We start from the raw sequence: 18,560 nt of genomic DNA, 5'->3' as shown, positions 1-18,560 counted from the left end.
GTAAAATGAATGTTGTTTAGTAAATTCCCCAGTACTTTCTCAAAAACCATTCCGTACTTAACAGCACTAGTAAAACAACAAATAACCAACGAAGGTTTATGAGTTGATTTACCATCTCCTGAAAGTATGTTGTTGCTTTTAATTTACTGGTTTGTTGCAGCTCGTTAACCAAATTGCTGGCTTGCGATGACGGGTAGAATTTTCCACCGCTTAAGTTCGCGATTTGGTATAGCAGGGTGTGGTTGGCTTGTGTAATGATATTCTCAACGTTAACCGGAATCACTGTAAAACTTCCTGTTTCGGTAAAGGTTTCGTTACCAATACTTACTTCGGCAGTAAACGAATAATCGCCCAGAGGCAGGTGCCCCGCGTTGAGGTAATAATTTTTATCCTGCACATCGAAAGTCAGGTTGTATTCTTCATCGTTTTCGTTTTGCAGTTTAATGGTTACCTCTTCCGAACCAATACGCTCAAAAGCATCGTTATATACTTCGGCTGTTAAAACCACGTCATTTACTTCAGTGTAAACCGGGGTGAATTCAACAATAAAGTTATCCTCGTTTTCGCGCAAGGCAAGGTATTGCACCAGCTGATTGATTAACTCGTTAAAATGGGTTTGTTCCTGGTTTTGGTAATAATCGAACAGCCGCCAGCGCCAAATTCCTTCGCCGAAAATATAACCTCGTTTCCGGCCTTCAAGTTTTCCGGTGGCGATTAGTGGTTTTCCGGTTGTAATACCTTTCAGTTTTTGATACAACAGTGGCGAGAATTCCGGATTCAACTCGTAATTGGCAAACGGAACCTGCACTGGAGGAAATTGTGGAATAATTTCAATCAGCTCTTCTGACAGATTAAACGTTGCATAATTCGAATTAAAAACCGGTTGCGCTTCTTCTCCGCTTCCGGCCAGTGGTTCAATGCTTGCTCCCTGGCTTAAAATATTCAGCTGCGGCAGAAATGTTTGGTTTCCAACGATAAAAAGGATAGGCAAACGGTTGTTATCTGCTTTTTCCATGACTTCGGCCATCGACTTCCCGGTACTTGGCAGCTGGTTTAAAATAAGCAGGTTGTAATCGCTCAGATCATTGGGGTAAGGTTCGTCGGTAAATACCGAAACCTCGTATGTTTTTTGCTGATCGAGTGTATTTTTTATAGCACCAACATCAGGGTGTGAGCCATTGGAAATGATCAGTACTTTTTGTTTGTTCTCCAGCACGTTGACCACAAAACCGGCGCTGTTGTTTTTGGTATTTCGCTCGTTGGCTGCAACCTGGATCTGCAATGTGTAATGTTTCAATCCGGCAGAACCGGCTTCCAGCACAAATTCTTTTGTATCGAAATAGTTATCGTTCGATGGGGTGATCATCACACTTTGCAGCTCTTCATCATCCTGAAAAAGTGAAAGTTTTAGCGGCGTGTTTTTTAATTTCGAAAATAGCAGATCCACCTCAACCGGAAATTTATTTCCCGAAAATGCCGTGCGGTTAACGCGAATGTTTTGAACACGGGCATCGGCAATAACGGTGGTATCGCCAAGTCCGATGGTGTAAATCGGGAAGCTCACCTGCTCGAGCATGTTGAGCGGATTTTTTCCCTGGTTATAAATACCGTCTCCGGCAACGATCAGCGCTCCGATGTTTTGGTTAAAATGATTATTGGTTATCGTGGCAATTAATTCACTGTAGTTCGATCCTTTTTCGGAGAAATTTAAATAGTTACCGGTTTGAGTTTCTTCGCCAAAAGTGTAGCTCACCAGCTCAAAATCGGCTCCCAATTGCCGTTCTATCTGCGCTTTTTCATCGCTAATTGTTTGGGCCAGTTGTAACGAATCAGCAAGCGATAGAACCGATCCCGAATTATCCCACGCAGCAATGATTACAGGATTTTGAGTAATCTTCTTCATGTTTCGGATAAAAGGCGATAAAAGCAAAAAGGCAATAAGAAAGAAAGCCAGAAACCTTAGCGCCATTAACAGGCTGCGCTGAAATTTCGAAAGTTCTTTAAGCGCTTTGTTTTTGTAGTAAAGTAAAACTGCAACACCTACCGATGCAACGGTGATGGAGAGCAACAGTATAAACCAGTATTTTATGCCAAATGAGATCAAATTATTTGTTTTTTACGAAGTGGTAAATATACACATCTCCTTTTTTTATATCGCGTTTTATGGTTATTATTGCTATCCATTTGTCAACTCTGTTGAAGTGTGTACAAAACATAAAACCAAAAATATTCCTCGATGTTTTCAAAACCAAAAATAAATTTCGTGTTTATGAAGAATTTCGTATTTGCTGCGCTTGTAATTTTTGTGGCGGCTTGTGGCCCAAAATTCGACAAAGAAATAACGCTTGATGATATTCGTGAGAATATCGACTACCTGGCTTCCGATTCGTTAAAAGGACGAAAATCGGGCGAACAGGGCGATTTGTTGGCAGCACAATACATTGCCGGCAAATTTGAAGCTGCAGGTTTGGAACTGCTATTTGATAACGGCTTTCAGGAATTTAATTTGGTAACATCAGCTGAAATTGCCGAAGGAAATCAGTTACAGGTTAACGATACGGAATACGAAGTTGAAAAGGACTTTTTGCCTTATGCTTTTTCTGCGAACACAACAGTAGCGGCCGAAGTTGTTTTTACCGGTTTTGGTATTGAAGTAAACCGCGATTCGTTGAAATGGAACGATTTTGATGGCGCTGATGTAACTGAAAAATGGATGTTGGTGCTTCAGGGCGATCCGGATTTGGATAATCCAAATAGTCCGTACCTTGAATTTTCGAGTGAACGAGCAAAAGCATTAAAAGCATCGGATAAAGGCGCTGCAGGAATTATATTTGTGGCAGGTACAAAATTCAGTGAAGCGGATGAATTGTCGTCATTGTTTTTTGATAAAAACAGCAGCCGTTTTTCTATACCGGTTATTCAGGTAACCCGAAAGGTGGCCAATGAGATGTTAAGAGGAACAGAGCAGACGGTAGAAAAATTGGAAGCTGAAATACTGGAGCAAAAGGCCGGTTTAAACCTGGAGGTTCCGGTAACGGTTAGTGTTACAGTAAATGTGGGTTTAAAGGAAACAACAACCCGAAACGTGGTTGCGATGTTACCCGGCAACGACGAAAAATTAAAGGATGAATATGTAGTTGTGGGTGCCCATTTCGATCATTTGGGTATGGGTGGACCCGGTTCCGGATCGCGTGCAATAGATACAGTTGCTGTTCATAACGGTGCGGATGACAATGCCTCGGGAGTTTCTGCAGTTATTCAGCTGGCAGAGAAATTGGCAGGAGATAAAAGCAATAAACGCTGTGTGATTTTTGTGGCTTTTGGTGCTGAAGAAATGGGATTGCTGGGCTCGAAAACTTTTACAATGAAATCACCGGTTGAAACCGATAAAATGGTAGCCATGTTCAATTTTGATATGATTGGCCGTTTAAAAGAGGATAACAGCGTAAGTATTGGCGGAACAAAAACCGCTGAAGAAACTGAAGATTTATTAAATGACCTGAATCCGGATTTTACGCTGGCATTTACCGGCGAAGGAATTGGACCATCAGACCATGCATCATTTTATCTGCAGAATATTCCTGTAATTTATATTTCTACCGGTGCGCACCCCGATTATCACACCCCGCAGGACGATGTGGAATTGATCAATTTTGAAGGCACACAAAAAGTAATGAGCTATTCGGCTGCCTTGCTCGACGATGTGGTGAACCGTGCTGAGAAATTAACGTTTCAGGAAGCCGGAAGTAAATTTCAACGCAGCAGGGGAGGACGATTTAAAGTTACGCTGGGCGTGATGCCTGATTTTGCCGGTGCGGAAAAACGTGGAATGCGTGTTGATGCCGTTTCGAAAGGTAAACCTGCGTATGCTGCCGGAATGAAAAAGGGAGACATTATTATTGCTATTGACGGTAAAAAGGTGGGTAATATCTACGAGTACATGGATCGTCTGCAAAATTTAGAAGCCGGTGCAACTATTTCTGTAGATATTTTACGAGACGAAAAACCAACTGTTTTAATCGTACAGTTGTAGTAATTAAATCCAACCCCGAAGTTTGTAGTAAGTAAGTGCAACCATTTCGCGGGCAATCAGAATCTCATATTTTAAGTGGTTCCACATTTGGTAGCGCATATTTATGTTGTTGCCAACATCGGGAATGAGGATGGAGTTGCCACCCAGTTCGTCGTCGGTAAACGAAAAATCGGCTTCGGCAGCATTTTCAAAAGCGGGCAGGGCGTTCACTTTTTCAAAGCCAACTTTTTTGAACGCCAAAACGGCACGACGCATATGCTCGGGAGAAGTAACCAATAAAATAGGATCCTGCATTTTTATTATTCCCTGGCACTTCAATGCCTGCGAGCGTGTGTTTGTTCCCTCAGGTTCAAATGCTATGCGTTCAGCAGAAATACCTCTCAATTCGAGTTCCGATTTCATTAACTGAGGCGTGCTTAAACTGTCGCTTAGCGCGCCGGGCATGGCAACAACCACTTTTGATTTGGGAAAAGATTTTGCCGCTTTTTCAGTGTACCAGCTGCGCATCAGGTTACTTTGGCTGGGCATACCACCGCCACCCAATAAAATAATAGTTTTAGGTTCCCATTTTAGTTCCGATTTGCTTGTTCCCAGCCAGTGGTAAGCCCGGTAAGGTTGTTCGGTAAAAGAAAAAACGAGGCAAACAACAAAGAAAATTCCAATCAGTACCAAGAATTTTCGTAGTAATCTCAAAAAAAGGATACTTTTGAATTTTGTTTTAAACATAGCTCACGTTTAAGACCATAAATGTAAGTTTAATTTAAAAATCAGATCATTGAAGACTACAGAAAAAAACGAAATAGTCCAACTCTTCGAGAGTCATTTTAACGAAAAAGTTGAACGTTTTGAATTGCTGCCTCCGTCGGGATCATACCGCCAGTATTGCCGTTTGGGCAACGAGCACCGAACAGTAATTGGCGCCATCAATAACGATGTAAAAGAGAATACGGCTTTTCTTTCGTTCAGTAATCATTTTTATAATAAAGGAATAAAAGTGCCGAAAGTGTATGCTGTTAGCTCCGATTTGAAAAAGTATTTGCTGGAGGATCTGGGCAACACCACACTTTTTGAATTTCTTACTAAAACACGCGAAGAGGAAGGATTTTCGGAAAATATAATTTCTGTATACAAAAAGGTGCTGCAGGCGCTTCCTAAAATCCAGATCATTGCCGGAAAAGAAATGGATTATTCGGTGTGTTATCCGCGCGAAGCATTTGATAAACAGTCGATGATGTGGGATTTGAATTATTTCAAATACTATTTTCTGAAGTTGGCAAAAATACATTTCGATGAGCAGGCACTTGAAGATGATTTTCAGCTGTTTAGTAATTACCTGTTGAGTGCGAGTTCCAATTATTTTCTATACCGCGATTTCCAGTCTCGCAACGTGATGCTGAAAGATGATGATGTGTATTTCATCGACTATCAGGGCGGACGTTTAGGGGCGCTGCAATATGATCTGGCATCGTTACTATATGATGGAAAAGCCGATATCCCGGAAAGTGTACGCGCTCAGCTTTACGACTTTTATATTTCGGAACTGAAGAAGTACATGAAAGTTGATGAAGAGAAGTTTTCAGCTTACTTTAAAGGTTTTGTTCTCATTCGTATTATGCAGGCGATGGGCGCCTACGGATTCCGTGGCTTCTACGAGAAAAAGGAACATTTCCTGAAAAGTATTCCTTACGCGCTAAAAAACCTGGAAGTATTACTTTCCGATTTAAGATTACCGGTTGATTTACCCGAACTTACCAGCGTATTAAAGCAGCTTACGCATTCCGAGGTTTTAAAGGAAATTGGACAGAAAAAATCTAACCTTACCGTTCGAATTACAAGTTTTTCATATAAAAAAGGCTACCCCGAAGATCCTTCTGGTAATGGTGGCGGGCATGTTTTCGATTGCCGTGCTATAAATAACCCCGGCCGTTACGAGGAGTACAAAAAGTTAAGTGGAAAGGACATGTCGGTGCAGGAATTCCTGGAGCAAAAATCAGAGATAAGGCTTTTTATCGATGCCGTAAAAGTGCTGGTTGATCAATCGGTGAAAGTTTATCTTGAACGTGGATTTACGCATCTTTCGCTTGGTTTTGGTTGTACCGGCGGACAGCACCGGTCGGTATATTCGGCCGAGAAAATTGGAGAGTATTTGCAAAACAATTATCCTGTGAATGTTGTTGTAGTACATCGTGAACAGGAAAATTGGAGATGAGTAAAAAGGCATGTAAAAAAAAGGATTTTCAGGATAAAGAAGATCCAAAATACAGTTGCAAAAAATGTGGAGCCAAAGTAAAAAAGGAAGACAAGGTTTGTAAACCGAAGAAAATTTCAATCCAGAAGGTGGAATAACCGGCTACATTAATATTGCACATTTCTTACAGAAAATTCTAACAGTAGTGATATAAAGGTAAAAACACTAGCTCTGTTTTTGGTAATTAAGTTTTCTGTATTTATTTTCGCACAAATTTTCAAAACAGACTTATTCATGGGAAGAGCATTTGAATACCGGAGGGCAGCGAAGGAGAAACGCTGGGATAAAATGTCGAGAGTTTTTCCAAAACTTTCGAAGAAAATAACCATTGCAGCAAAAGAAGGTGGCCCTGAAGCGGATTTAAATCCTGCACTACGCACGGCTATCATGAACGCGAAGGCACAAAACATGCCTAAGGCGAATATTGAAGCAGCGATTAAACGTGCATCGGGAAAAGATGCAGCGGCATATATTGAAACCACCTACGAAGGAAAAGGCCCGCATGGCGTATTGGTTTTTGTTGAAGCAGCAACCGATAATACAACCCGTACAGTGGCTAATGTTAAAAGTTATTTTAATAAGGCAGGTGGAGGCCAGGTTCCAAACGGCTCGCTGGAATTTATGTTTTCACGAAAAGCTGTTTTCGAGTTTGATATGCCGGAAGGAATGGAGATGGAAGATATTGAGCTTGAGCTGATTGATGCCGGTTTGGATGAAATTGAAGAGAACGAAGGAACATATTACGCTTATGGTGAATACACCAGCTTTAGCGACATGGCGCATAAATTTGAGGAGCTGGAAATTAACGTTAAAAAAGCAGAACTTCAGCGTATTCCTACTACTCCGGTAGAGTTTACCGAAGAACAAATGGAAGAAATTGAGAAGATGTTGGATAAAATGGAAGAGGACGAAGACGTTCAGGCTGTTTACACCAACATTGCATAATAAACTACAAGTATCATTTCAGGCGGTACTGAATCCAATTCAGCGTTTGAAATGATACTTACAGTTTTAAAAACCCTTTTAACCCTCAAAATTCCCACGATTATCTAATAAATTGTATGCATTTGCTTTGTTTCACCTATTTTCGGGGAAAACAAAGATTTATGCTACCTGTTCAGGATTACATCAACCATTTTAAAGAAATGTGGGAGCGGAGCCCCGATTCTTTTCCGCATTTTCATAAAACGTATTCATCAGAAGAAAAATTTGCCCACGAACATAATTTCGACAGCTTTCAAAATAAGTTAAAAGAGCTGCAAAATGTTCGTAAAGTACAGCAGATTCAACGAGATCCTGCAAAGTCGTTTTTTCCCATGTTCAGGTCGTTTCTGGAGACTGTCTTTGATTTTGATCCCGGTCACCTCGAAATTATCCTTTCGGAAGATTTCAAAGATGTTTCAAAAGATTTTTTCTATCGGGCACGTGCATTCGGTCCGGAATTAGATCCGGAAGATATATACCAGGGAATTCGAAATGTGTGGATAATGAATGGCCTGCAGCTGATGATTGAAAAACCGGTAAAAATCACACCATCGGTCTTCGCGTATTCCATGATCTACCCCTACAGCGATAATTTACTGGATGATCCGGAAATTAGTAACGAACAAAAACAAATCTTCTCAACGCGTTTCGATCGTCGTTTACACGGCATCCTGGAGATTCCTTTGAATCACACGGAAAACCAGTTGTTCCACTTAATAAGTATGTTTGAAGCAGAATTTCCACGCCACAAATTCCCAAGGGTGTATGAGAGTTTATATGCCATTCAGCAGGGGCAAACCAATAGTTTGAAAATGATAACGCAGAACGGAATCTCTGATGATGAGATCTGCAACATTTGTTTTGAAAAAGGCGGGGCATCGGTTTTAGCCGATGGTTACCTAGTGGCCGGAGATATGACCAGAGAACAGGAACAAGCGCTTTTTGGCTATGGAATTTATTTGCAGCTGCTCGACGATATTCAGGATGTAAAAGAGGATTCGTTAGCATCTACCAAAACTATTTTCTCTTGTTTGCCTGAAAAAGACCTGGGCAGGTTTGTGAATAAAACCATTCATTTTGGGCGCATGGCACTGGAAGAAATGCGCTGTTTTAATGGCGTAAAAAGCGACGATTTTTTAGGGTTGATGAACCGCAGCATTGAAATGATGGTTGTTGAATCGGTGGGGTTAAATGAAACATGGTATTGTAGCGATTATTTAAAAGAGATAGAAAAAGTATCGCCTCTACATTTCTCATACCTTCGAAAGAAGCGCACGCAGAGCAAGTCACAACGCTTTGCACTGTTTCAAAAATATTTCGATATGCCAAAATCGAAGCAAATGGCAGTGTAAATTCTACCTTCAGGCTTTCTGAATCTTTATTTAGTTTGTACATTTAGCCTTCAAACTAAATCTAAAAAATCATGAGTAAAATATACAATTGGGCAGTGTTAGGATGTGGTAAAATTGCCAAAAAGTTTGTTAACGATCTGAAATTGTTACCAAATGCAAAACTGTACGCGGCGGCTTCGCGCGATTTAAACCGTGCGCAGGATTTTGCCAACGAACTGGGATTTGAAAAGGCTTATGGCAGTTATAAGGAAATGGTTAAAGACCCAAACGTTGATGTAGTTTATATTGCAACGCCACACTCGCACCATTTTGAGCATACGATGTTGTGTCTCGAGCATAAAAAGGCAGTACTTTGTGAGAAGGCTTTTGCTATGAATCAGCACGAAGTGGCGCAAATGATACAATGTGCAAAGGAAAACAACACTTTCCTTATGGAAGCTTTCTGGACCATGTTTCAGCCAAGTTTTCAAAAAGCGCTTGAGATTATCAATTCCGGAGAATTGGGGAAATTGAAAATGGTGCGGTCGGATTTTGCTTTTAATGCCGAGTTCAATGAGGAAAAGCGCCTGTACAATGTTAAATTGGGGGGCGGCTCACTTTTGGATATTGGTATTTACCCGGTATTTGCGGCGCTGTCAACACTTGGCGTTCCTGACCTCATAAAAACTTCTGCCGATTTTAGTTCCACCGGAAGCGAGGAAAGCATCCAAATGATATTTAAATACAAAGGTGGAGAGATGGCCAGTTTGTCCTCAAGTTTTGCGGTGCATTCGCCGGTACAATCCGAATTTTGTTGCGAGAAGGGTTATGTTATTTTGCATCCGCGCTGGTTTACTCCAACCGATTTAACGGTATGGAAAGGCGACGAAGAGCGAAAGTTAATTCCAAATGAAACGAAAGAAGGAGCAGGGTACCAATACGAAGCCAAACACGTTATGGAGTGTTTAGATTCCGGGTTGATAGAAAGCCCGAAGATGACCTGGAAAATGAGTGAGGATTTAATACAAACGCTTGACAGGATCCGTATCGATGCAGGAATTTTTTTTCCAAACCATGATGAGAAATTATTTTTCTAAAGTCTTTCGTTTGGGAATTTGCTGACCTTTTGTTTCTGCATAATTTTTAGTTGTCTACTCATCCTGTCACCGATTAGAAGATTCTGTATAATGAATTTTGCACCATTGTTGGCAAATTGTAAACTGCTCTTTGCAATTGAAAATCAGAAGGATTTATATGTTAACTTTTAGTGAATATTCATATAAAAGCAATAAAGAAAAAATTCTCTAATTTGAGTTATTCGTATTTTTAAAGTGAACTAAATGACAAAAGCTACAAAAGTGATCGCAGTAAGGAAAAATAAAAAACAAGTTCCGGAACCAACATTAAGAAGGTTGCCAAACTATTTATTTTTTCTTGAAAAAGTTCGTGAAAAGGGTGTAATGAATATTTCAGCACCATCAATTGGAAAGGAACTAAAATGCGATCCTACACAAGTGGTAAAAGATTTGGCATTTACCGGGGTAAAAGGAAAACCCAGGGTGGGGTACAATACTTACGAGTTGTGCCATGCACTGGAAGAATTTTTGGGATTCAATCATGTAAACGAAGCTTTTTTGGTTGGCGCCGGTAATTTAGGTTCTGCATTAATGGCTTATCAGGAGCATCAAACGCTGGGTTTGAAAGTAATAGCAGCATTTGATGTAGATGAAAAAAAGATCGGGCAACACATTGGAAATACTCCGGTTTTGGAGTATAACAAGCTGTTTCATCTGTCGAACCGGTTGGATGTTGAGATTGCCATATTGACTACACCCAATGATGTGGCACAAGAAGTAGCTGAAGATTTGGTGAACTGTGGTGTAAAGGCGATCTGGAATTTCACCCATGAAATACTTGATTTGCCGGATGATGTAATTATTCAGAATACATCGATGAGTTCATTTGCCGCTGTTTTGTTGCAACGGTTGAACGATTCAAAGAAATAACTCAAAATAGCAAAAACATGAAAAAGGTTAATTTATTCTTTAGATGTGCGGCTGATAAAATAAAGAAAAAATTCTTTAAAGCGGAGAAAAATGACATTAGTCATGCATGTGTTGAGCTGCAGAATCTGGAAGCTGAAAGCAAACTAACCGCAGATGAGAAGGAGCGGGAAGAATATGCTCAGAATTATAATATAACAACCCGCTGGCAAACGGTATGATTACTTTCAATCTTCTACTTCAATTTTAAGCTGTTTCGTTTAATTTTTAGTTTAGCGGTTGTAAATCGCTGCCCGGAATTTAAACTTGAAAATTACTCAAACACGCGCGTGTAAGGTCAGTTACGTATTAGTTTAATTGTTACATTTGTTTTCCTGTATCAACTAAATTTAATACAATGAACAAATTAACACTTTCTCTTCTGTTTTTACTATTGTTGACGTTTACGCTAACGGCGCAAGATGTAAAACGCCCCGATCCTCAACCGGCACCTGAAACAAATGAATCTTTTAAGCTCGGGATGGCCGGGTATACTTTTGTACGTTTCGACTTACAAACCACGCTGGAAACCATGAAACGGTGTGATGTACATTACCTTTGTATAAAAGATTTCCATTTACCTGTTAAGAGTACTGCTGAAGAAATAGAGGCATTTCATAAAAAGTGTGCCGAGTATGGTGTTACCGGCTATGCGGTTGGACCGCTTTATATGAAAAGTAAAGAGGATATTGATAAATATTTTGATTATGCGAAACGCGTAGGAGTTAACACGATTGTAGGTGTGCCCGATTACGAGCTGCTTCCATATGTAAATGAAAAAGTAGCGGAAACAGGTTTGTATTTTGCCATTCACTTGCATGGCCCGGATATCGCAGTATATCCGGATGCTGAAGATGTTTGGGAACATACAAAAGATCTTGATCCGCGAATTGGCATGTGTCTCGATATTGGCCACGATACCAGAAATGGGAAAGATCCGGTTGCCGATTTAAAAAAATACCACACCAGGGTGTTCGATATTCATTTAAAAGATGTTACCGGGCGCACAAAAGAAGGTTATTCGGTTGAAGTGGGGCGAGGTATAATTGATTTTCCGGCTTTTGTAAATATGCTTCGCGAAGTAAATTACACCGGTGCTGTAAGTCTGGAACACGAACGAAATATGGATGATCCGTTTATGGGAATTGCCGAATCAATAGGTTATTTCAGGGCAATGGTAGCCGCAACAAAATAGATTAAAGACAGTATACAGAAAAGAGTTTTCCAAGATTGGGAAACTCTTTTTTTATGTGCGTATACCGGATAATGTTCAACATAAATAAATTAGTATTCTCTCTGATTTCGGGCTTTTATCGTTGCTAATTTTATATTTTTGCTGCAAATGAAGATAGGAGAGTTATACAGAAGAAATGTTTATGGAGTAATCGGTACGCTGGTATTCCATATTCTGTTATTTTCTGCGTTTTTACTGGCCGATGTAGATATGAAAGGCAATGTAAAAGAAGAGGAAATTTTAATTGAATTTCCGGCAGAAATGCTCGAACCCGAAATTAATGAACCCGAAACGGTAGAGGAAGAACGTACAGATCAACCCGATATCGAGCAAACCAACAATACACGAACAAACGTCGCTTCAAACCGATCGGCTACAGAAAACACCACCACTTCAACCGACGAGTTTTTTGACGATGACTATTTAAAAGAAGTGGAAGCAGCCCAGCAACTTGTATCCAATGTAAATAAAAATCTTGCTAAGGAAACAGTTGATTTGAGTGATATAGAAATGCCGGTTGAAACTACTGAAGGCATGGACCGCGATTCAATAAAGAACGTAATTTATGCCGGAGAAAGTAATATTGTTTACTACCTGGAAAATCGTTACCACATACGTTTACCGGTACCGGTATATTTGAGTCAGGGCGGAGGAACGGTTATTGTTGATATCGTTGTAAACCGCGAGGGAAAGGTTGTTGATGCCGAACCTCGCGACGATAATTCTATCCGCGATAAGCAGCTTTTTGCTTATGCTAAAGAAGCGGCAATACGAACTGTTTTTAACAGCGATAATTCAGCGCCCACACGTCAAAAAGGAACAATCCAATACACTTTTGTAGCACAGTAAATAAAATGTTAATTGTTGAAAGGTTTAACACCATTTAACATCTTTTCCTTGTCGGATTTACAATATGCCCTTATATTTGCGGTACGTTTATTTTCATAAGTTTAGGTTTAGTTAGGTTAGTTAGTTTAATGAGAAAAGGATGGGTTGTTGAACCCGTCCTTTTTGTTTTTAGAGTCCACCCAGAACATTAAATCCAAAAGTTTACTTCTTTTTTTAATTAAATTTTTATCTTTATCCAATCTTGTAACGGCTTGTTAATAAGCGAAATTACATGTTTGCCAACAATGCAGTTATTAAGTTGTTTATAGAATAATTTTAAATAGAGGGTTACCTTTTGACCAATAATCGAATAATATATTAGAAGATGATAAATTATACGGATGCGCAAATCCTGAAAGGAATCTTAAGGCACGATAATTTAATTTTGCAGTACATATACAAACAGTACTACTATAAAGTAAATTATTTCATTAAGAAAAACCAAGGAAGTGAGGACGATGCCAGTGATATTTTTCAGGAAGCTATTATCGTAATTTACAGGAAATTAAAGGAAAACGATTTAATTTTCGAAAAGAGTTCTTTTCAAGGTTATTTGTTCTCGGTGTGTCGATTTTTGTGGTTAAAGCAATTGGAGAAACGACGTATCGAGAAGGAAAAGCTGAACGATTCATTACCGTTCCAGGAAGACGTTTACGACGACAGCCTGGTTGAATTGGTGGATAAAAACCAAAAATACGGATTGTATCAAAAGCATTTCAAAACTTTGAGTACAGATTGTCAGAAGCTATTGCAGATGTTTTTCGAAAAGGTTCCGCTAAAAGAAATTGCGAGAATTATGGGATACAAATCTGAAAAATATGCTAAAACAAGAAAGTATAAATGTAAAGAACTGTTGATAAAGCGCATTAAGCAAGATACAGAATTTAAAAAAATACTTGAAGATGACACCTAAAGCAGAATTATTTGGACGCATTGAAGATTACTGTTTAGATCTTTTAAACAAACACGAGAGAGAAGAATTTGAAAATGAATTAGAGTTAAACCAGGAGTTAAGAGAAGAAGTTGAACTTCACAAAAATATCCAGTCAGCCGTTTTGGAAATGGATGTTCTTGATCTTAAAGGGAAACTCGAAAAAATTCAATCAACTAGTACAAAAAATGGCAAGTTAAATGGCTCTTTTGAGCTGTTAGACGACTTCAGCGAATTTGAAGAAGCCACAGCAGAGTTAACGCCCGAGGAACTCATTGAAAGTTTCGAATCGCTCCCAAAAGTTCATGTATATCAGCATGAACGAACCAGCAACGAAAACATACACCATTATTACAAAGAGCAAAACGGTTCTGAACAAGTCGTTATTGAAGATGACCTGAACGGTTTTGATATGGAAGGTCTGGAAGGACTGGAAGAAGCTATAATGGAAACAGATATTTTGAACTTGCGCGAAACATTGCAGCAGGTTGCAAAATCGGTTGAACCACAATATTCAGTTGAAGATATCGACGCGTATCTTGAAGGAGAAATGGGCGACGATATTTTAGCCGAATTTGAAGGTGAACTGAACCAAAATGAACTGTTACAATCAGAAGTAAATCTGCATAGAGAGCTTGAAATGGCTGTTGCAGAAACGGATGTAATGGACTTGAGAAGCGAACTAAGAAATATCATGGAGTCTGAAACATCGTGGAATGTTAGTGAACAAGCCATTGAAGACTTTATTGATGGAGTACTGGAGGAAAGTTTATTAGAGGAATTCAGTGCTGAATTAAAAGAAAATACCGATCTGATGGCGGAAGTGGCACTTCGCGAGAATATAAACGCTGCCGTTTCAGAGGCGGATATCATGGGCTTACGCCAGAAACTGAAAGACGCAAGAGAAGAATCCGAGAAGAAAGAGGTGAAATCGATAATAATGCCTCGATTCGAGATTGGTTCCACCAAATTCTGGCGAAGCAGTGTAGCCGTTGTCCTGGTTGTGGTTGGACTACTTGGCGCTATGCGAATGAATACCAATACGCTTGATAATTCATACGATAAGCACTTTGTGTCAACAACATGGGCATCTGAACGTTCGGTTGACAGCGAAATGAGCATAATACAGCAAGCTCAAGTATACTATCAGCAGAATGAGTACCAAAAGACTATCGATTTGTTGAATAATGTAACGGTTAAAGCTGATGAGCAATTTGTTCCACAGTTTTATAAAGGATTGAGTTATCAGAATTTAAATAAATACCCGAAAGCGGTAACTGAGTATACCAAAGTTATTGATCACGGAAATAACATGTTTATTGAGGAGGCCGAGTGGTACAAAGCACTTTGTTACCTGAAAATGAATAAAAGGGCAGAGGCGAAGAAAGAATTGCTTGCAGTGATAGATCGTAAAGGTCATTACGAAAAAGATGCAAAGGCAATTTTAAGAAAGCTAAAGTACTCTTTTAAATAATCGAAGAATCGTCCAATAGATTAATTCGAAAACATATACACATTCAATTAAGCCTGTCGGTTTCGACGGGCTTTTTTTATGCGAATTCCCTGGTCGATTGAAAATGCGATGATCAAAAGAATAAGAATTGCAAAAAAGTAAAGATCGTAGCTGGTGTAAACCGGAGAATTATCTCCTATACATTTGAAGCTCATCCAGTAATGCGGGTGTGCAAGTCTTGAGTTCGAGCCTTCGAGGTATTTTAATTTAGCAAGCCGAAGCGCTTCGTCTTTTGTTTTACCGGCTTTTAAATATTTATAAAAGTAAGTCATTATTTTTGTACCGGCTGCATCTTCCACTTCCCAAAGCGACATTACAACTGATGGACATCCTGCATACAAAAATCCTCTTGCCAAACTCATTAGTCCTTCTCCTTTTTGAAGTTTACCAACACCGGTGTTACATGCACTAAGTACGGTCATACTGGCATTTAAATCGAGATTGTAAATATCAGCCGTATTTAGCCAACCATCATTATCCAATGTGGTCGAGTCGGCTATTTGACTAAAAGCCAGACGGGAGTAGGCAGGCAATGAATCGTTTATGTAGGCATGCATAGCCAGGTGAAGAATGTCAAAGTTGCCACTCTCATTTCTGAAATTTTGCTCGCTGGCATTCTTGCTTCTATAAATTGTTGTGTTTACTGATTTTGCTATTTCGTCAACTTCTTTTTGTACTCCCGGCAGAGGTGCAAGTATGTAACTTAAACCTGTTAAACTAAATTTTTCAGAATTGTATTCAGGAGCAAAAGCAAGGGTATGGTTGCGTAATTTTGGTTTCGACGCTTTATTTTTCAGAAAGATGTTTACTGAATTGGCGTAATTAATATTTACATCTTTAACCAGGTAGTTCAGTTTGTTAAACCTGATTGCCTCACTCGTATCGGGTAGCGTTTTCAACAGCCCGTCGAATGAGATATAATTTAGTTTCCCGTCAGGTATTATTGTCAGGTGCTTTTCACTAAGGTCTTGTTCAAAAGGAGCAATCAGTACCTTGTAGAGATTATGTGAAGAGATACAGTACTGTTTGGCGTCTTCGTTGCGTGTAAACAAGTAATCAGTTGATGACATAAACCGAAAGGTTTCTTCTAATGCTTGAATTTCAGAATTACTAAGTGTCTTTTTATGAAATTCAATGTTGTCGCTGGTAATAAAGAACGTGTACAACGAAGATAATGTGTCAGCTTTACTGCCGTTTTCTATTTTCTCTGATGCTGGTTCAGCTAAAAAATACTCAACAATTGCTTCCTTCCTTTCAAGCCTGTCTTGTATATCATTTAAACTGAGGGTCGAATTGGAATATTTTAATTGGTAGTAATCGGGGTAACTTTCTTCCATAAATCGATTCAGCTCATCTCTTTGCCGCGATGCATTAAAGATTTTATCGTTATATTCTTCCAGCAAGGAACTATCCGGTTCATCGTAGTTTAATTCCTCGTATTGTAATTCGGAATAGTTGGCAATGGTATTATTCAATTTACGCTCCAGTTCCAGCAGGCTGTCAGGGATTAAACTGTTTTCCTGCGCCAGTTCATTGGCAATTTTATCGAATAGTGCACTACTTTTTAGTTGCTCCGAATTGTTAAAGGCAATATCAAGAAACTCTTGATTTCCAGAATAACTATAAGCAAGATAAGCCGTTTCAATAATTTTACCGATGGTTTGGTATTGCAGGTTTGAAAGCTGGATTTTGCTCTCGTCGTTTGAAATTTCTTTTCGCGCCTGTTGAATAAGGTTACTCGTATTGTTATAGCAGCTTAGTGCATAATCAAGGTTCTCGCTGTAATCGATACCTTTATTTTCATTATCAAGCAGGGCTATTTCAAGATATACATCTCCAATTGCTTTTATCAGGTCAAGGCAATCCATCAGCGAACGTGTTTGTTGGATTTTAATATCGGAACTTTCAGGATCAATTTGGCTTACTTCCAATGCAGCTAGTCCTTTTTTATAGGAATCAATTGATTTGAGCAGGTTTTGCCTTTTGTCCCTTTTGAACCGGTTAATTTCCTGTGTATTTATTGTCCGGTTTCGGTAAATATTTCCTTCATATTCATAATAATTTGAGAGTACTGGACCAACCTCTTTTTGGAAATATTCTAAAATATTATAAGCTTCTGATAAATTTTCTAATGCTTTTTCAAAATTATTTATCCCTGAAAGAAATTCGGCGTAACTCATGTATGCATAGGCAAGGTCTAAACCTTTACCATAATATTTTTGCGAGAATGAAATCGCATGCTGAAAATGAGAATCTGCTTTTTCGAATTCATTAAGGTTATAATAACTACCTCCTAAGATATTATCAAAATATATTTGATTGGATGTGTCAGCATCTAAATAACATTCTTCTGCAATACTTAATACTTCTTGGTAATTATTATTTAGAAAGTGTACTTCAGCAAGTGAATAATAAGCCCCTGTTAATTTCTCCTTATTTATAGGTGTTTGAGCTTTATATGAAGAAATCGCCTGGTTGAAATAATTATAGGCATTTAGATAATCCAGTTTAGCTCTGTAAACATTTCCAATATTTACATAAAGTCCTCCAAGTAAACTATAATTTAAAGGCGTTCGTAAAAGGATGTTTTTCTCCGCCAACATGTAATTTTCTAATGCTTTTTCATTTTCTCCGAGGTTTTTATAACTAATTCCTATGGCAGAATAGGCTGTTGCCAGAAAATAATTTTCATTTCCGTAAATTTTTTTTCGATATGCCAAGAATTGTTTAAATGCCTCTAACGCTTCAGTATGCTTGCCTGTATTGTATAGAGTTGCTCCTTTTTGTCGTATTTCATTGGCTATCAGATTTAAAGAGTCTTTATCTAACTCTTGGCTCAGTATGGTATAAGGGAGGAGAATTATGTAGAGTATGAGTTTAAAACTTCTGAATATTTTCATTTGATGATGTGAATTAAACTACCAAAATAGAACTTTTTTGAATTTTTTTCAAAAAAGGGGGGTTACCTTTTTCTACTTATCAGAATATATTAGTGAATGTGTGTTTAAAAGTTTAACGAATTAATTTATTATACGATGAAAAGAGTACAATTTGAATCAACAGAAAATACTTTCGAAGTTAAGGGTTTTGAAGTAATCAACGAAAAAGCAATGAGCGAAGTTCGTGGTGGTGGAACTCCAAATTCAAGAGACAAAGACGTTTTTGACTTTGAAGAAGAATAAATTCCATAGAAGTATTTACTGCTAAGATTTAAAGATATGAAAGTTATAGCCAATTTTTTTACAGAGAGCAAAATTGATTTTGAAGTATTGTCTGAAGAAGCAATGAACGAAGTTCGTGGTGGAGGAACTCCAAATTCAAGAGATAAGGATGTTTTTGATTTCGAAGAAGAATAA

General features: G+C 38.8%; 16 protein-coding genes. 13 read left to right on the top strand and 3 right to left on the bottom strand.

Annotation, left to right across the window (positions count from 1 at the left end; translation table 11 throughout):
* Window positions 1-16 precede the first annotated feature (16 nt).
* Complete coding sequence (locus LH29_RS11135; RefSeq protein WP_045029653.1) at window positions 17-2,104, bottom strand: hypothetical protein; 2,088 nt, start codon at window positions 2,102-2,104, stop codon at window positions 17-19.
* A gap of 165 nt (window positions 2,105-2,269) precedes the next feature.
* Between LH29_RS11135 and LH29_RS11130 the strand changes: the two genes are divergently transcribed.
* On the top strand, window positions 2,270-4,033 hold the full coding sequence (locus tag LH29_RS11130; protein ID WP_045029651.1) for a M28 family peptidase: 1,764 nt from the start codon (window positions 2,270-2,272) through the stop codon (window positions 4,031-4,033).
* A gap of 3 nt (window positions 4,034-4,036) precedes the next feature.
* On the opposite strand, the gene LH29_RS11125 is transcribed toward LH29_RS11130, so the two are convergent.
* Entirely contained in the window at window positions 4,037-4,726 is a 690-nt protein-coding gene (locus LH29_RS11125; RefSeq protein ID WP_198152431.1) for a YdcF family protein, read from the bottom strand.
* A gap of 82 nt (window positions 4,727-4,808) precedes the next feature.
* Here LH29_RS11125 and LH29_RS11120 point away from each other — a divergent pair, with 82 nt between their 5' ends.
* From LH29_RS11120 to LH29_RS11075, 10 genes are all read left to right on the top strand, one after another.
* The gene (locus LH29_RS11120; protein WP_052670802.1) at window positions 4,809-6,242 is read left to right on the top strand and encodes a RapZ C-terminal domain-containing protein; all 1,434 of its coding nucleotides are present in this window, start codon (window positions 4,809-4,811) and stop codon (window positions 6,240-6,242) included.
* Between the two features lie 273 nt (window positions 6,243-6,515).
* Window positions 6,516-7,226 carry a YebC/PmpR family DNA-binding transcriptional regulator gene (locus tag LH29_RS11115; protein ID WP_045029645.1) on the top strand — a complete coding sequence of 237 codons (711 nt, stop codon included), beginning with the start codon at window positions 6,516-6,518 and terminating at the stop codon, window positions 7,224-7,226.
* 161 nt (window positions 7,227-7,387) lie between these two features.
* Window positions 7,388-8,617 (top strand): hypothetical protein, encoded by a 1,230-nt coding sequence (locus LH29_RS23815; RefSeq protein ID WP_052670801.1) that lies wholly within the window; start codon window positions 7,388-7,390, stop codon window positions 8,615-8,617.
* A gap of 71 nt (window positions 8,618-8,688) precedes the next feature.
* Window positions 8,689-9,693: a Gfo/Idh/MocA family protein gene (locus LH29_RS11105; protein WP_045029642.1), complete on the top strand. Its 1,005-nt coding sequence runs from the start codon at window positions 8,689-8,691 to the stop codon at window positions 9,691-9,693.
* Window positions 9,694-9,936: 243 nt separating this feature from the next.
* The gene (locus tag LH29_RS11100) at window positions 9,937-10,602 is read left to right on the top strand and encodes a redox-sensing transcriptional repressor Rex (protein ID WP_045029639.1); all 666 of its coding nucleotides are present in this window, start codon (window positions 9,937-9,939) and stop codon (window positions 10,600-10,602) included.
* Window positions 10,603-10,619: 17 nt separating this feature from the next.
* Window positions 10,620-10,820, top strand: coding sequence for a hypothetical protein (locus LH29_RS11095; protein WP_045029635.1), 201 nt, complete (start codon window positions 10,620-10,622; stop codon window positions 10,818-10,820).
* 176 nt (window positions 10,821-10,996) lie between these two features.
* Window positions 10,997-11,833: a sugar phosphate isomerase/epimerase family protein gene (locus tag LH29_RS11090; protein WP_045029632.1), complete on the top strand. Its 837-nt coding sequence runs from the start codon at window positions 10,997-10,999 to the stop codon at window positions 11,831-11,833.
* A gap of 147 nt (window positions 11,834-11,980) precedes the next feature.
* On the top strand, window positions 11,981-12,721 hold the full coding sequence (locus tag LH29_RS11085) for a hypothetical protein (RefSeq protein ID WP_045029630.1): 741 nt from the start codon (window positions 11,981-11,983) through the stop codon (window positions 12,719-12,721).
* A gap of 364 nt (window positions 12,722-13,085) precedes the next feature.
* Complete coding sequence (locus tag LH29_RS11080) at window positions 13,086-13,673, top strand: RNA polymerase sigma factor (protein ID WP_045029627.1); 588 nt, start codon at window positions 13,086-13,088, stop codon at window positions 13,671-13,673.
* Window positions 13,663-15,165, top strand: a complete 1,503-nt coding sequence (locus LH29_RS11075; RefSeq protein WP_045029624.1) for a tetratricopeptide repeat protein — start codon at window positions 13,663-13,665, stop codon at window positions 15,163-15,165. The genes LH29_RS11080 and LH29_RS11075 overlap by 11 nt, the downstream gene beginning before the upstream one ends.
* Before the next feature lie 47 nt (window positions 15,166-15,212).
* Here the strand turns inward: LH29_RS11075 and LH29_RS11070 are convergent, their stop codons facing one another.
* Window positions 15,213-18,104, bottom strand: a complete 2,892-nt coding sequence (locus LH29_RS11070) for a CHAT domain-containing protein (RefSeq protein ID WP_045029622.1) — start codon at window positions 18,102-18,104, stop codon at window positions 15,213-15,215.
* A 135-nt stretch (window positions 18,105-18,239) separates the two neighbouring features.
* Here LH29_RS11070 and LH29_RS24615 point away from each other — a divergent pair, with 135 nt between their 5' ends.
* Window positions 18,240-18,386 (top strand): hypothetical protein, encoded by a 147-nt coding sequence (locus tag LH29_RS24615; RefSeq protein ID WP_157493669.1) that lies wholly within the window; start codon window positions 18,240-18,242, stop codon window positions 18,384-18,386.
* Window positions 18,387-18,422: 36 nt separating this feature from the next.
* Window positions 18,423-18,560 (top strand): hypothetical protein, encoded by a 138-nt coding sequence (locus LH29_RS24610; RefSeq protein WP_157493668.1) that lies wholly within the window; start codon window positions 18,423-18,425, stop codon window positions 18,558-18,560.

This window comes from Draconibacterium sediminis, assembly GCF_000949475.1.
In the GTDB taxonomy this organism is placed as follows: domain Bacteria; phylum Bacteroidota; class Bacteroidia; order Bacteroidales; family Prolixibacteraceae; genus Draconibacterium; species Draconibacterium sediminis.
This window is presented reverse-complemented; position numbering and strand designations above follow the sequence as displayed.

Excerpts from the sequence above, each read along its gene's own strand:
- LH29_RS11075 (WP_045029624.1), top strand. The coding sequence starts at position 13,663 with ATGACACCTAAAGCAGAATTATTTGGACGCATTGAAGATTACTGTTTA.
- LH29_RS23815 (WP_052670801.1), top strand. The coding sequence starts at position 7,388 with ATGCTACCTGTTCAGGATTACATCAACCATTTTAAAGAAATGTGGGAG.
- LH29_RS11085 (WP_045029630.1), top strand. The coding sequence starts at position 11,981 with ATGAAGATAGGAGAGTTATACAGAAGAAATGTTTATGGAGTAATCGGT.
- LH29_RS24615 (WP_157493669.1), top strand. The coding sequence starts at position 18,240 with ATGAAAAGAGTACAATTTGAATCAACAGAAAATACTTTCGAAGTTAAG.
- LH29_RS11070 (WP_045029622.1), bottom strand. The coding sequence starts at position 18,104 with ATGAAAATATTCAGAAGTTTTAAACTCATACTCTACATAATTCTCCTC.
- LH29_RS11090 (WP_045029632.1), top strand. The coding sequence starts at position 10,997 with ATGAACAAATTAACACTTTCTCTTCTGTTTTTACTATTGTTGACGTTT.
- LH29_RS11115 (WP_045029645.1), top strand. The coding sequence starts at position 6,516 with ATGGGAAGAGCATTTGAATACCGGAGGGCAGCGAAGGAGAAACGCTGG.
- LH29_RS11100 (WP_045029639.1), top strand. The coding sequence starts at position 9,937 with ATGACAAAAGCTACAAAAGTGATCGCAGTAAGGAAAAATAAAAAACAA.
- LH29_RS11095 (WP_045029635.1), top strand. The coding sequence starts at position 10,620 with ATGAAAAAGGTTAATTTATTCTTTAGATGTGCGGCTGATAAAATAAAG.
- LH29_RS11130 (WP_045029651.1), top strand. The coding sequence starts at position 2,270 with ATGAAGAATTTCGTATTTGCTGCGCTTGTAATTTTTGTGGCGGCTTGT.
- LH29_RS24610 (WP_157493668.1), top strand. The coding sequence starts at position 18,423 with ATGAAAGTTATAGCCAATTTTTTTACAGAGAGCAAAATTGATTTTGAA.
- LH29_RS11105 (WP_045029642.1), top strand. The coding sequence starts at position 8,689 with ATGAGTAAAATATACAATTGGGCAGTGTTAGGATGTGGTAAAATTGCC.
- LH29_RS11080 (WP_045029627.1), top strand. The coding sequence starts at position 13,086 with ATGATAAATTATACGGATGCGCAAATCCTGAAAGGAATCTTAAGGCAC.